Raw genomic sequence first — 13614 nt, 5'->3', positions numbered from 1 at the left:
TTCAGGCTCCAGTGGTCCAGTCGAGGATGATCTTGCCGCCCTTGCCGGACGCGGCGTCGTCGAAGGCGGCCTCGAAGTCGGTGTACGCGTAGCGGCCGGTGATCACGGGGGCGAGGTCGAGACCGCCCTCCAGGAGGACGGACATGGCGTACCAGGTCTCGTACATCTCGCGGCCGTAGATGCCCTTGATGGTGATCATGGAGGTGACGATCTTCGCCCAGTCGACGGAGAAGTCCTCGCTGGGCAGGCCCAGCATCGCGATCTTGCCGCCGTTGGTCATGTTCGCGACCATGTCGCGCATCGCGTGCGGGTTGCCGGACATCTCCAGGCCGACGTCGAAGCCCTCCTTGAGGCCCAGGGTCCGCTGGCCGTCGGCGATCGTCCGCTCGGCGACGTTCAGGGCGAGCGAGACGCCCGCCTTGCGGGCCAGGTCGAGGCGCTCCTCGCTGACGTCGGTGATGACGACGTTGCGGGCACCCGCGTGCTTGGCGACCGCCGCGGCCATGATGCCGATCGGGCCCGCGCCCGTGACGAGGACGTCCTCGCCGACCAGCGGGAAGGACAGCGCGGTGTGCACGGCGTTGCCGAAGGGGTCGAAGATCGCGGCGACGTCGAGGTCGACGGGGACGCGGTGGACCCAGACATTGGACGCCGGCAGGGCGACGTACTCGGCGAACGCGCCGTCGCGGCCGACGCCGAGGCCGACGGTGGCGCGGCAGAGGTGGCGGCGGCCGGCCAGGCAGTTGCGGCACTTGCCGCAGACCAGGTGGCCCTCGCCGCTGACCAGGTCGCCGACGGCGATGTCCGCGACGTCACGGCCGGTCTCGACGACCTCACCGACGAACTCGTGGCCGAGGGTCAGCGGCGTGGCGATGGTCTTCTGCGCCCAGCCGTCCCAGGAGCGGATGTGGAGGTCCGTACCGCAGATACCGGTCCGCTTGACCTTGATCAGTACGTCTCCGGCGCCGATCTCCGGCTCCGGCACGTCCATGAGCCAGAGTCCCGGTTCCGCCTTGTGCTTGACCAGCGCCTTCAATGCCTTGGCTCCCGACGTGCTTGTCCTGTGACGTACGGGTCCGGGCGCGGCTTCGCGCCCAAGATCCCTGAAGAGAATCTTCCGTATGTCCTGCATCGGGGTCCATCGAGGTTTTCTTAAGCGCGGCCACAGGTGAGCTTCACGCCGCCGCCGGCGGCGGTCGGAGCGTCAACGTCCGAGCGCTGCCATCGCCGCGTTGTGGCCGGGGATGCCGCTCACTCCGCCGCCCCTGACGGCGCCGGCGCCGCAGAGCAGGACGTTGGCGTGCGCGGTCTCGACGCCCCAGCGGCCGGTGCCTTCTTCCCCGTAGGGGAAAGAGAGGTCGCGGTGGAAGATGTGACCGCCGGGCAGCCGCAGATCGCGTTCGAGGTCGAGCGGGGTCTTCGCCTCGATGCAGGGCCGGCCCTCGACGTCGAGGGCGAGGCAGTCGGCGAGCGGCTCGTCGAGGACCGCGTCGAGTTCGGCGAGGGTCGCCTTGAGGAGCGCGGCGCGCGCGGTGTCGTTGTCGGCGGCGAACAGCCGGGCGGGGGTGTGCAGTCCGAAGAGTGTGAGGGTCTGATAGCCGCGCGCGGCGAGCTCGGGGCCGAGGATGCTCGGGTCGGTCAGCGAGTGGCAGTAGATCTCGGAGGGCGGCGCGCTCGGCAGCCGGCCGGCGGCGGCTTCGGCGTACGCGGTGGCCAGCTGTCCGTACCCCTCGGCGATGTGGAAGGTGCCGGCGAAGGCCTCGCGCGGGTCGACGGAGCGGTCGCGCAGCCGGGGCAGCCGGGTGAGCAGCATGTTGACCTTGAGCTGGGCGCCTTCGGCGGGCGGTGGGGGTGTGTCGCCGAGCAGCACGGCGAGGGCCTGCGGGGAGGCGTTCACAAGTACGTGCTCTGCCGCGATCACGCCCTCGCCCTCCGCCGTGCGGTAGGTGACCTCGGCGCGGGTGCCGTCGGTCTCGATCCGGGTGGCCTCGTGTGCGGTGCGGATCTCCGCGCCCGCGGTACGGGCGGCGTCCGCGAGGGCGTCGGTGAGGGCGCCCATGCCGCCGACGGGAACGTCCCAGTCGCCCGTGCCGCCGCCGATGACGTGGTAGAGGAAGCAGCGGTTCTGGAGCAGCGAGGGGTCGTGGGCGTCGGCGAAGGTACCGATGAGCGCGTCGGTGAGGACCACGCCGCGGACGAGGTCGTCGGCGAAGGTCTCCTCGACGGCGCTACCGATGGGCTGCTCGAAGAGCATCCGCCAGGCGGTCTCGTCGGCCACGCGGGCCCGGAGTTCCTGGCGGGTGGGCAGCGGCTCCGTGAGGGTGGGGAAGACGCGCTCGGCCACCTGTCCCGTACGGCCGTAGAACGCCTGCCACGCCTCGTACTCCCGGTCGGAGCCGGTGAGCGCCGCGAAGGAGGCGCGGGTGCGCTCGGGGCCGCCGCCGACGAGCAGGCCGCTGTCGCCCTTCGGGGTGTACGAGGAGATGGACCGTTTCCGCACGGCGAACCGCAGTCCCAGTTCGCGCACGATCTTCGGCGGCAGCAGCGAGACCAGATAGGAGTACCGGGAGAGCCGGGCGTCGACCCCGTCGAAGGGCCGGGTGGAGACGGCGGCGCCCCCGGTGGAGCCGAGCCGTTCCAGGACGAGGACGGTACGTCCGGCGCGGGCCAGGTAGGCGGCGGCGACCAGTCCGTTGTGGCCACCGCCGACGATGACGGCGTCGTACGAGCGCTGTGCGGTCATGGGGATTCCTCCGTGGCTACTGCTGCGGAGCAGGGCAGGGACTGGTGATCCGCCGTCAGGGTGGATCGTCGTGTGTCACCGGCCAACCGCATGGCTCACAAGCTGACCTGATATTTGGTGAGCCATGGTCACTCATGTGAAGCGGGCGTTCAAGTACCGCTTCCAACCGTCGGACGGGCAGGCGGCAGAGCAGTCGCGCACGTACGGGTGCGTGCGGAAGGTCTACAAACTGGCGCTCGTCATGCCGCACCGCCGCCGCGCGGGCGAGGAACTGCCGGACTGGCGGCAGGCCCACAACAAGAGCCACAAACAGGTCCGCACCCGTGTCGAGCACGCCTTCGCCCGCATGAAGACCTGGAAGATCCTCCGCGACTGCCGTCTGCGCTGCGACGGCGTCCACACCGCCGTGCTCGGCGTCGCCCGGCTGCACGACCTCGCCCTCACGGGATGACTCCCGCCCCATACGCTCAGTCGATACAGAACTCGTTGCCCTCGATGTCCAGCATCGGGATGCACGAATCATTGCCGTCATACAGCGTTCGCACGTGTACCGCGCCGAGCGGGACCAGTCGTGCGCATTCGGCCTCAAGGGCGGCGAGGCGCTCTTTTCCCACCAGCCCGGTGCCGACCCGCACATCAAGATGCACCCGGTTCTTGGCGGCCTTCCCCTCGGGGACGCGCTGGAAGTACAGCCGCGGACCCTCACCTGAGGGATCACTGCAGGCGAACCAAGAATCCCGCTGCTCAGGCGGCTGCGTTCGCCTGTAATCATCCCAAGTGGCATACCCCTCTGGTGGCGGCGGTACGACGTACCCCAATACCTCGCACCAGAAACGAGCGAGACGCTCAGGTTCTGCGCAGTCAAAGGTGACCTGGAACTTCTTGATCGCTGACATCGGTGCACCGTACCAAGGGGACTTGGCGTTCTGCCGTTCACTTCCTCCGAGGGTCTGCCCGCAACCCCATCAGGCGCTGGGCCATCTCCGACATCAAGCGATCAAACCCGACAGCCCACGAGGACGACGCGACCCTGGCGGCGACGCCCACCGGGGCCACCAGGATTCAGCCCTGCCCAACTACCCGCGGTCGTTGGAAGAGCCACCGCACGGTGAGCTACGGCATTCTCTTCCGGCAGCGGACCGGCATACCGTGGCGGGATCTGCCGACACGGCCCGGCCCTAATCCTTGCGGCCTGTCGCAGCAACGGTCACGCCGAGGCCGATCATCGTGAGCCCACCAGCCCCACCGACCAAGGCGAGCCGCCGCGGTGAGCCGGCAAACCAGCCCCGCGCGGTGGCCGCGACCAACCCCCATACGCTGTCAGAAGCGACCGCGATGGCATTGAAGACCAGGCCGAGCAAGAGCATTTGAAGCATGACGTGCCCCTGGCCACGGTCGACGAACTGAGGCAGTACAGCAGCGAAGAACCCGATGGTCTTGGGGTTGGCCACACCGACCCATCCAATACGGCGACTCATCACGTCTGCAGCCCCTTCCTTGCATGGGCCCCCTGCCGATCCGAGAAGAAGCCGGCCTGCGACGTGCTCCCCGCCAGACGCAGCGGTCCAGCCATGACTCACCGGACACGCCCTAGGGGGCCGTTCGATCCGCTTCGTTGCGGCGGAGGGCGGCCACGCGGCGGTAGAGCTCGACGGCCTCGGCGTGACGGCCGAGCTGTTCCAGGCAGTGGGCCTCGTCGTGGCGGCTGGCCAGGGTGTCGGGGTGGTCGGCGCCGAGGAGCCGCTCGCGGGCGTCGGCGACCTCCTGGTAGGCCGCGAGCGCGTCCGACCAGCGGGCCAGCCAGCCGAGGCCGACGGCGATCTCGCGGCGGCTGACGAGGGTGTCGGGGTGGTCGGCGCCGAGGACCCGCTCGCGGATCTCGCACACCTCCCTGGCCTCCTCGACGGCCTCCTCCCAGCGGGAGAGCCGGCCGAGGTTGACGCCGAGGCCGTGGCGGGCGCGCAGGGTCTCGGGGTCGTCCGGGCCGTGCACGCGTGCGCGGGCGTCGACCAGGTCGCGGTAGAGCTCCAGGGCCTCGGCGCTCCGGCCGAGCCGACCCAGACAGATGCCGACCTCGTAGCGGGCCGCGAGGGTGTCGGGATGGTCGGGCCCGAAGACGGCTCCGCGCGCGGAGGCGACGTCCCGGTACGTCGCGAGCGCCTCCGCCCAGCGCCCCAACTGACCAAGCGTGTACGCCACTTCGTAGCGCGTCACCAGCGTGTCGGGGTGCTCGTCGCCGAGCAGCCGGGTGCGCGTCTCGGCCACCTCCCTGGCCATCCGGTACGACTCCTCCAGGCGTCCGAGCCGGCCCAGGTTGAACGCCAGGTTGTGGCGGCAGCGCAGGGTGTCGGGGTGGTCGCGGCCCATCGTGCGCTCGCGGGAGGCGAGCACCGCCGCGTACACCTGGTGCGCCTCGAAGTGCCGTCCGAGGCGGCCGAGTACGTACGCCGTCTCCTGGCGCGCGGCCAGGGTGTCGGCGTGGTCGGGTCCGAGCACGCGCTCGCGGGCCTCGGCGACCCGGGCGAACGCGCGCAGGGCGTCCGCCGGGCGGCCCAGTCTGCTGAGCGTGAAGCCGAGTTCGTACCGGCTGGCAAGGGTCTCGGGGTGGTCGGGTCCGAGGACCCGCTCACGATCCTGGGCGACGGAGCGGTGCACGTCCTCCGCCTCGTCCCAGCGGCCGAGGCGCCCCAGGCTGAGGCCGGCCTTGTGCCGACTGGCGAGCACGGCGAGGAGTTCGGGCGGCGGCGTGGCCCGCTCCACGCCCGTCACGCCCTCCGGGCGCTCATGCGACGCGCGCTCCACACGGTCGGCGGACCACGGGGGAACGACTCGGGCCGGGGTCGTCCACTCCCCCGTCAGCCCGGCGGCCGGGTCGTGCGCCGCGGTCCGCAGCGCGAGGGATCCCGCGGTGGCCCGGTGGCCGTGGGTCATCCGCCTGGCCCAGGAGGGGAGCCGGGGCAGGGTCGTGTCCGGCACCCGTACCGCCGCGGAGACCCGCTCCGGGGACGTACGGGCCGAGACGATCCGACGGCGCAGGTCGGTCGCGTCGGTGGGCCGTTCGTCCGGGGTCTTCGCGAGCAGATCGAGGACGATTCGCTCCAGGTAGGCGGGGAGTTCGGCGCGGTGCGTCCGCAGCGGCTCGGGCGGGGTGTCGCGATGGCCGACGAGGACGGCCCACGAGTCGTCGAGGTCGAAGGGCGGGGCTCCGGTGGCGATCTCGTACAGCACGCAGCCCAGCGAGTACAGGTCGCTGCGGTGGTCGATCTCGCCGCCGCTGATCTGCTCGGGGGACATGTAGTGCGGGGTGCCCATGGCGATGCCGGTGCCGGTGAGCTTGGAGGTGAAGCCGATGTCGGCGCCGAGGCGCGCTATCCCGAAGTCGCAGATCTTCACGGCGCCGTCGCCGAGCCGCATGATGTTGGCCGGCTTGAGGTCGCGGTGCACGATCCCCTGGCGGTGCGTGTAGGCGAGGGCGTCGGCGACCTGCTCGGCGATGTCGACGACGTCGTGCACCGGCAGCGGGTGCTGCTTGTTCTCCTCCAGGAGCTGACTGAGGTTGTGGCCCTCCAGGAGCTCCATGACGAGGAACAGAACCCCGTCGGACTCGCCGAAGTCGTGGACGACGGTGACGCCGCGGTGCTGGAGCGAGGCGGCGACGCGCGCCTCGCGCCGGAACCGTTCCCGCAGCACCGTCACGAAGTTCGCGTCCTGCTGCGGTCCCAGCGGCTTGAGGCATTTGACCGCGACGCGACGGCCGAGGGACTCGTCGGTGGCGCGCCACACCTCGCCCATGCCGCCGCGTCCGATCACGTCGTGCAGCCGGTACCGGCCCTGGATCAGCCTGGTTTCCGCCATCGCGTGCTGTCGCCCCCGTCGATTCGCTGCGCCCTCCCCGGCTCGTCCAGTATGGCCGCCTGGCTGCGGAGTTTGTACGGGGCGGGGCGCGCGTCGGGGCCGAGACGGGCCATCGCGTTCAAGATGTGACCTGGCGGCAGCCGCCAGCGCAGCCGCGCGGGGACGCAGCGCAGCAGATTGCCCGCCACGGTGAGCTGATACGTGACGGTGTCCGCCGGCGGTGCGGGGCGGCCGTAGAGCGCGTGGGCGTAGGGGGGCAACAAGTCGTACGCGAGTGCGGCCACGCGCCGCCAGACGATCTCGCGCGCCGGTCGCAGGGCGGGTTTGACCGGGGGACGGCGCAGGAAGGCGTCGACGGTGTGCGCGTCCTCGCCCGCGGCGAGCCGCGGGCGTATGGCGGCGAAGTACGCGGCGAGCTCGTCGACGGTGGCGGGCACCTCGCGCGGGTCGAGCCCGACGAGCCGGGCGGAGACGCGGTGTTCGTCGATGTAGCGATCCGCCTGGGCGTCGCTGAGGGGGATGCCGGACCGGCGGACCACGGAGAGGTACGAGTCGACTTCCGCGCAGTGCACCCAGAGCAGGAGCTCGGGGTCGTCGACCCCGAGCAGCCGGTGGATCTTCCGCACGCGGGCGCCGGCCGCCTCGGCGGCCTCGGTGGTGCCGTAGCTGATCGTGCCCACGAAGTTCGCCGTCCGCAGGAGCCGGCCCCAGGCGTCCTTCCTGAAGTCGCTGTTGATCATCACGCCGCGCACGGCGACGGGGTGCAGCGCCTGCAGATAGAGCGCGCGGACCCCGGCGATCCACATCACCGGGTCGCCGTGCAGCTGCCATGTGACGGAGTCGGGGCCGAAGAGCCCGGGGTCGGCGTCCTGCCTCATGCCGTTCAGGCTACGCGGACGCCGCCCCGGGAGGGCGGTGCTAGCGCCAGATCGTCTGGACGGAGTCGAACTGGACCCAGGTGATCGGGTTGCCCGTGTTGCCCCCGTAGATGCTCACGGATCCGGCGGTGTTGACCTCGAAGCGGCAGGAGTTGATGCCCTGGCTGTTGTTGCGCGGCGTGGTGGCACGCACGTACCAGGTGGGCCTCAGGCCGCCCGGAAGCGTGGCGATCTTGGCGTCGGCGGCGAGGTTGCAGGTGATCGCGCCGCGGGCCTGGAGGAAGGTGGTGCCGGCGATGGTGATGAGGCGGACCTGCGGGGTCGCCCCGGCCTGGGCGGTGACACCGGGCTCCAGGACGAGGTCCGTCCAGGCCTCGGCGACGACGCCGTCGGCCGCGGCGGCCGGGGTGGCGGCGATCAGGTTGCCGGCGGCCGCGGCGGCGGGGAGGGCGAGGGCGGCGCCGAGGATGCTGCGGCGGTTGTGGAACTTGGACATGGTGGATCGGCTCCTTGGCCAGATATGAGGAGAGGAAGGGAAGTAGGGGCGGTCCGGGTCAGCGCCAGACGGCGCTGAAGCTGTCCAGCTGGGCCCAGGTGATGGCGTTGGTCGAGCGTCCGCCGTAGAGCCGCAGTTCCCGGTCCGTGTCCGCCTCGACGCGGGCGACGCAGTAGCCGCCGCTGTTGTTCCGGGGCACGTTGGCCCGGGCGACCATGCTCGGGGTCAGGGCGTCGGGCAGCGTGGCGATGAGTGCGTCGGCGTCGAAGGTGCCCTTGACGCCTCCGCTGAGCTGGAGCGTGGTCGTGCCGCCGATGCTGATGAGCCGGCCCTTGGGGGCGTTGGCGTCGGCGGTGACTCCAGCGGCGAGGGTGAGGGTCCGCCAGTCGGTGAGGACCTTCACGCCGTCGACTTCGGGGGCCGCCGACAGCGCCATGATGGTGCACGTGCGCGGGCCGGGATCCTCGCACGCGAAGCCGAAGTGCAGGTGCGGCACACCGGAACGGACGGAGACGGTCATGCCCTCGGGCTCGCGGTACTCGAGGCCGGGACCGGCCGTGATGTGCTGCCGGTCCAGGACGGTTCCGGTGGCCCACTCGATCGCGGTGATGTACGTGTTGCCGGGCAGCGGGTTGGTCGCCGAGAGGTACTCGCCCTGGTACGTGTACAGCACGCCGCTGTGGGAGGCGTACCCCTGGAAGACGCCCGCGGGGAGCGCCGGGGTGAGCCGCTGGAGGGGCTCCCACACGCCGGCGGCGGCCTTGGCCAGCTCGTACCGCTCCCAGTGCATCGCTCCGCCCAGGGAGAAGCGCAGGACGACCTCGCCCGCGCTGTGGTCGATGGTCGGGGTGATGAAGCGGGCCGCCGGGTCGGGGCTGTACTGCGGCGCGTGCAGCGAGGAGCCGTGGTCCAGGACGGTGCCGGAACGGAACTCGAAGTTCGTCACCGCCGAGCCGTAGCCCTCGTTCTTGCTGTTCGGGAGCGACGCCGTCTCGGTCCAGAGCCGGACGACCCCGGCGCGGTTCTCCACGCCGAGGTTGACGCCGTGTCCGAAGCCGCGCAGGTACATGTACCCGGTGATCGCACCGGCCTCGGTGAGCCGGGTGACGCACAGGTCGCCCTGTGCGGTCCGCTGAGCCCAGTCGGGCGCCGTGGACTCGCCGGCGAGCTGGATCCCGCCCTGCATGATCTGGAGCACGAAAATGTCGCCGGACACCGGGTCGATGGCGAAGGACTGCATGACCGTGCTGTTCTTGAGCGGGCGCCGGTGGAGCAGTTTGCCCACCGGTCCCGCGATGTCTATCTGTCCTTCAACGCTCACGCTCAACGCCGCTTCTCCTTGTCGCTCTTCTAGATCGGGCGGCGCCAGTGTGTCAAAGGCCCTCGTGGCCGGTCTCCTCGGGCCCGTCGTTCCAGGTGAGGGACCGGATGAGCCAGTGGCCGGAGGGGGTGTCGGAGGGGGTGTCGGAGGCGGTGTCGGAGGCGGTGTCGGAGGCGGACTCGGTGGCCGAGAGCTCGATGTGCTGGCGCCCCCACCCCGCGAAGGGCACGCCGTCGCGGACGCCGTGCTTGCGGTAGAGCGAGGTGCGCAGCGCCCGCCCGGCGACGACCATGGTCGAGAAGGAGACCTCGAACTCCTGGAATTCCGTCAACTCCGGCCCGTTCAACAGTGCATGACGAGGCTTCAGGAACTCATCGACCCCCACGCGGTCGACGCCTCCGTCCTCCCGTACGCGCTCGATGACGGCGTCGGGCGCGAGAACGGCGCGGGCGGCGTCCAGGTCGACAGGCTCTCCGGCCCGGCGGGTGAACGCGGCGAGGAACGTGGCGACCGCCGTGTCGACGGCGCGCTCCTGGGCCGAGGGCGGCGGGGTCCGACGCCACTCGTCCGCCAGCACCGCGAACACCGAGTCGCTGCACCAGGCACCCTTGAGGAAGACCCCGTCGCGGACCACGGCCTCGTGGCGCATGCCGACGCGCCGCATGAGGGCGGCGGACGCGACGTTGCGCACGTCGCAGATCCCGATCACGCGGTGCCAGCCGAAGTGGTCGAAGGCGATGCCGAGCCCCGCCGTGACCGCCTCGGTGGCGATCCCGGTGCCGTGCACGTCCGGGTGGAAGGCGAACCCGACCTGGCCGGTGGCCGGTTCGTCGGGTTCCCGCCGGAGCAACACCTCGCCGACGACCCGGCCCGCCTCGTTCTCCACGGCCAGCCCGAGCCAGTCGCCGGGCGTGGCGAGCGCCTCCCCGGAGATCAGGCGGTCCAGGGTCTGCCCGGTCATCTCCCTGGTGTGCGGCTCGTGCGGCAGGTACAGGGCGACCTCGGGCAACGAGCGGTGGGCGTGGATCGCTTCGAGGTCGTCCCTGCGCACGGGTCGCAGCCTCAGCCGCTTCGTACGGACCGGGTACTCCGGATGCGTCGGCGCACCGAGGTCTGTCGGGTCGGCCGAGTCGAGCGGATCCGTCTGGTCGGTCGGGTCGATCTCGCCGGTCGGGTCGGACATCGAATCTCCGTTCGCGTTGGTCCGGCACAGTCTGGCGCGCCGCGCCCGTCGAAGCGACCGTGTTCCTCTCGCACGCATCGCCGAGCCCGACCCGCCCACGGAGGCACACCGCCGGCGTGCGCGCCGGGTGCTTCACTGTCGTCAGCTCTGAGGTCGAGGACGACACCCCGCAGACGACGAAGGAGACCAACCCGATGGGCAAGATCATCACCGGCGCCACGATGTCCCTCGACGGCTACATCGCCGGACCGGAGGAAAGCGGCTTCGACCTGCTGTTCCAGTGGTACGGCAACGGCGATGTCGAGATCCCGTCGGCCAGCCCCGACGTGCCGCCGATCCGCATCTCCGCTGCGAGCGCGGAGCTGATCAAGCCGGAGTGGGAGAACATCGGCGCGCTGGTGGTCGGCCGGTACCTGTACGACATGACGAACGCCTGGGGCGGGCGCCACCCGATGGACGTGACCACGGTGGTGCTCACCCACCGACGCCCGGACGACCGTCCTGAGGACGACGAGAACTTCGTCTTCGTCACCGATGGCATCGAGGCGGCGGTGGCCAAGGCGAGGGAGCTGGCCGGAGACAGGAACGTCGCGGTCAACGGTGGACAGATGGCCCGGCAGTGCCTCGAGGCCGGACTGCTCGACGAGGTCGGCGTCGAGCTGGTCCCGGTGGTCCTGGGCGGCGGGAAGACGCTGTTCGGCGAACTCGCCGACACTCCGGTGCAGTTCGAGGGACCCACAGCGGTGGTCGCGGGCACCGGCGTCACCCACCTGCGGTACCGGGTCAAGAAGTAGCCAACGCCGGGCAGGCCGTCGGGCTTGTGCTCCGGGTGATGACGGACGAACTCGGATTGCACCGCGCCGAGGCGTCCACCAACCTGGAGAATCTGCCGTCGCAGCGGGTGCTGCGCCGCAACGGGTTCAGCCCGTACGGCGTCGCCCACTCCTCGATCCTTCTCGACGGGAGCTGGCGGGACGGGCTGATGTGGGAGCGGATCCTCAGCGCCTGACTCGGGGCATGCCGAGACCGATCCAGGAGATGATCTCGCGCTGGATCTCGTTGTTGCCGCCGCCGAAGGTGAAGATGACGGCGGAGCGGTAGCCCCGTTCGAGTTCGCCGTGGAGCACCGTCCCCGCGGACCCCTCCTTCAGGGCCCCGGCCGCGCCGACGACCTCCATGAGCCAGGCGTAGGCGTCGCGGCGCGCCTCGGAGCCGTAGACCTTGACGGCGGAGGCGTCCTGCGGGGTGAGGGTGCCGTGCTGGACGGCGTTCACCATCTGCCAGTTGAGGAGTTTCATCGCGTCGAGCCGGGTGTGCGTACGGGCGAGGCTGCGGCGCACCCAGCCGAGGTCGATCACGCGGCGGCCGTCGGCGAGCTTGGTGTCGGCGGCCCAGCGCTGGACGTCGTGCAGGGCGCGTATCGCCATGGTGCCGTGGGCGGCCAGCGTCACGCGCTCGTGGTTGAGCTGGTTGGTGATCAGCCGCCAGCCCTTGTTCTCCTCGCCGACGCGGTGGGAGACGGGGACGCGGACGTTCTCGTAGTAGCTGGCGGTGGTGTCGTGCGAGGCGAGGGTGTTGATGAGCGTGCAGGAGTAGCCGGGGTCGCTCGTCGGGACGAGCAGCATGGTGATGCCCTTGTGGGCGGGGGCGTCCGGGTCGGTACGGACGGCGAGCCAGACCCAGTCGGCCGTGTCGCCGTTGGTCGTCCAGATCTTCTGCCCGTTCACGACGTACGCGTCGCCGTCCCTGACCGCGCGGGTCTTGAGAGCGGCGAGATCGGTGCCGGCGTCGGGCTCGCTGTAGCCGATGGCGAAGTCGATCTCGCCGGAGAGGATCTTCGGCAGGAAGTACGCCTTCTGCTCGTCGGTGCCGAACTGCATGATCGTGGGACCGACGGTGTTCAGGGCCATCAGCGGCAGCGGGACACCGGCCTGGGCGGCCTCGTCGAAGAAGATGAACTGCTCCATCGGGCTCAGCCCGCGCCCGCCGTACTCGGTGGGCCACCCCACCCCGAGCCAGCCGTCGGTGCCGAGCCTGCGGACGGTCTCGCGGTAGAACCGCTTCTGGGCGGTGGGGTCGGCGTAACGGGCGTGGACGTCGTCCGGGACGAGTTCGGCGAAGTACGCACGCAGCTCCGCGCGCAAGCGGTGCTGGGCGGGCGTGTACTCGAGGTGCATGGGGCCTCCCGTGGCAGCGTCCTGGGTACCGTGCGCGCGACGGCGGCCACGGTAGAACGTGTTCCACAAATGCGGAAGCCCCGCGACGGACGGTCTGCGGGGTCCTCGAACGCCGCCCCGCTCCCTGGGGCCCGGGGCGGCGTTCGAGGCCAGGGTTCAGGGCAGGAGCTCGTCCAGGGAGGCACGTCCCTTCTCCGCCATACGGCGCTCCGCCCACGCGAGGCTCTTCGGATTCACGTCACGCCCGGAGGCGAGGACCAGGTCCTCCGCCGTGTATTCGCCCTCCGACCCGGCATGCAAGAGGCGGTCGGGCGTCGGGCTCTCCCCCGGAGATGTCTTGTCGGACTCAGCGTTCATGCCGCCTCCTACTGGTTCTTCCGATACGGGCCATTCTCGTGTCCGGTCCCCGGTCCCGCATCCGGGCCGGGCGCGCGGTGCTGGTCCGAGGTGCCGGGCGCGCGGTGCTGGTCCGAGGTGCCGGGCCGCGCTGCCGGGCCGCGGTGCCAGGCCGTGGTGTCGGGCAGCTGAGTCGGTTCCGTGTCGGCCGCGTGTCGGCGGGGGCGGGGAGGGTGGGTGGCCGAGCCACGACACACGGGAGCCCCCGATGCCCAAGCCCCAGCCTCAGCTGATTCCTCTCCGCCGTATCCGGGTCGTCGCGGTCCGGACGGTCACCCCGCGCATGGTCAGGGTCACCTTCGGTGGGGACTCCCTCGCGGACCTCGAGCTCACCGGGCCCGACCAGCAGGGTGAAGCTCTACTTCCCCCGGCCCGGCCAGGCAGAGCCCGTGCTGCCCGCCCCGGATGCGGACGGTGACGTGATGCGCTGGTACACGGCGTACGGCGCCGTTCCGGAGGCCGAGCGTCCGTGGATGCGCAGCTACACCATCCGGGCCCACCATCCGGCCGCGGCCACCGTGGATGCTGAGGGCCGGCGGGCCTACCGCCCCGACGCCGAGAGGCG

The 13614-nt window shown here is 71.0% G+C and carries 12 protein-coding genes and 4 pseudogenes; 5 read left to right on the top strand and 11 right to left on the bottom strand.

The features are described from left to right. Position 1 precedes the first annotated feature (1 nt). Together tdh and ACFV9D_RS11870 are read right to left on the bottom strand one after the other, a co-directional pair. Positions 2-1036: an L-threonine 3-dehydrogenase gene (tdh, locus tag ACFV9D_RS11875; RefSeq protein ID WP_385144291.1), complete on the bottom strand. Its 1035-nt coding sequence runs from the start codon at positions 1034-1036 to the stop codon at positions 2-4. Positions 1037-1204: 168 nt separating this feature from the next. After that, positions 1205-2743, bottom strand: a complete 1539-nt coding sequence (locus tag ACFV9D_RS11870; protein WP_385144289.1) for a phytoene desaturase family protein — start codon at positions 2741-2743, stop codon at positions 1205-1207. A 124-nt stretch (positions 2744-2867) separates the two neighbouring features. On the opposite strand from ACFV9D_RS11870, the gene ACFV9D_RS11865 reads away from it, so the two are divergent. After that, positions 2868-3194, top strand: coding sequence for a helix-turn-helix domain-containing protein (locus ACFV9D_RS11865; RefSeq protein WP_385144287.1), 327 nt, complete (start codon positions 2868-2870; stop codon positions 3192-3194). Positions 3195-3210: 16 nt separating this feature from the next. Here the strand turns inward: ACFV9D_RS11865 and ACFV9D_RS11860 are convergent, their stop codons facing one another. After that, positions 3211-3639: a VOC family protein gene (locus ACFV9D_RS11860; protein WP_385144285.1), complete on the bottom strand. Its 429-nt coding sequence runs from the start codon at positions 3637-3639 to the stop codon at positions 3211-3213. Positions 3640-3824: 185 nt separating this feature from the next. On the opposite strand from ACFV9D_RS11860, the pseudogene ACFV9D_RS11855 reads away from it, so the two are divergent. Continuing rightward, positions 3825-3920 (top strand): annotated as a pseudogene (locus tag ACFV9D_RS11855) (IS5/IS1182 family transposase); the annotation flags it as partial. Position 3921: 1 nt separating this feature from the next. Here ACFV9D_RS11855 and ACFV9D_RS11850 read toward each other — a convergent pair. From ACFV9D_RS11850 to ACFV9D_RS11825, 6 genes and pseudogenes are all read right to left on the bottom strand, one after another. Beyond that, positions 3922-4200 (bottom strand): annotated as a pseudogene (locus tag ACFV9D_RS11850) (LysE family translocator); the annotation flags it as partial. A gap of 133 nt (positions 4201-4333) precedes the next feature. Further along, the gene (locus tag ACFV9D_RS11845; protein ID WP_385144283.1) at positions 4334-6598 is read right to left on the bottom strand and encodes a tetratricopeptide repeat protein; all 2265 of its coding nucleotides are present in this window, start codon (positions 6596-6598) and stop codon (positions 4334-4336) included. After that, positions 6580-7476, bottom strand: coding sequence for an oxygenase MpaB family protein (locus ACFV9D_RS11840; protein WP_385144281.1), 897 nt, complete (start codon positions 7474-7476; stop codon positions 6580-6582). Before ACFV9D_RS11840 ends, ACFV9D_RS11845 begins: the two co-directional genes overlap by 19 nt. 40 nt (positions 7477-7516) lie before the next feature. Beyond that, the gene (locus ACFV9D_RS11835) at positions 7517-7972 is read right to left on the bottom strand and encodes a hypothetical protein (RefSeq protein WP_385144280.1); all 456 of its coding nucleotides are present in this window, start codon (positions 7970-7972) and stop codon (positions 7517-7519) included. 58 nt (positions 7973-8030) lie between these two features. Further along, the gene (locus ACFV9D_RS11830) at positions 8031-9293 is read right to left on the bottom strand and encodes a hypothetical protein (RefSeq protein WP_385144278.1); all 1263 of its coding nucleotides are present in this window, start codon (positions 9291-9293) and stop codon (positions 8031-8033) included. A 52-nt stretch (positions 9294-9345) separates the two neighbouring features. Further along, entirely contained in the window at positions 9346-10476 is a 1131-nt protein-coding gene (locus ACFV9D_RS11825) for a GNAT family N-acetyltransferase (RefSeq protein WP_385144276.1), read from the bottom strand. A gap of 116 nt (positions 10477-10592) precedes the next feature. On the opposite strand from ACFV9D_RS11825, the gene ACFV9D_RS11820 reads away from it, so the two are divergent. Beyond that, a complete protein-coding gene (locus ACFV9D_RS11820) occupies positions 10593-11270 on the top strand; it encodes a dihydrofolate reductase family protein (protein ID WP_385144274.1) in 678 nt (225 codons plus the stop codon). 5 nt (positions 11271-11275) lie between these two features. Next, positions 11276-11485, top strand: a pseudogene (locus ACFV9D_RS11815) (GNAT family N-acetyltransferase); the annotation flags it as partial. On the opposite strand, the gene ACFV9D_RS11810 reads toward ACFV9D_RS11815, so the two are convergent. Together ACFV9D_RS11810 and ACFV9D_RS11805 are read right to left on the bottom strand one after the other, a co-directional pair. Next, the gene (locus tag ACFV9D_RS11810) at positions 11475-12653 is read right to left on the bottom strand and encodes an acyl-CoA dehydrogenase family protein (protein ID WP_385144272.1); all 1179 of its coding nucleotides are present in this window, start codon (positions 12651-12653) and stop codon (positions 11475-11477) included. The pseudogene ACFV9D_RS11815 and the gene ACFV9D_RS11810 overlap by 11 nt on opposite strands. 156 nt (positions 12654-12809) lie before the next feature. Beyond that, positions 12810-13010: a hypothetical protein gene (locus tag ACFV9D_RS11805; RefSeq protein WP_147981931.1), complete on the bottom strand. Its 201-nt coding sequence runs from the start codon at positions 13008-13010 to the stop codon at positions 12810-12812. 341 nt (positions 13011-13351) lie between these two features. On the opposite strand from ACFV9D_RS11805, the pseudogene ACFV9D_RS11800 reads away from it, so the two are divergent. Next, positions 13352-13513 (top strand): annotated as a pseudogene (locus ACFV9D_RS11800) (siderophore-interacting protein); the annotation flags it as partial. Positions 13514-13614 lie beyond the last annotated feature (101 nt).

The organism is Streptomyces sp. NPDC059875, from assembly GCF_042731085.1.
Classification (GTDB): domain Bacteria; phylum Actinomycetota; class Actinomycetes; order Streptomycetales; family Streptomycetaceae; genus Streptomyces.
The sequence above is the reverse complement of the archived record's forward strand: the minus strand, read 5'-3'. Positions and strand labels throughout refer to the sequence as shown.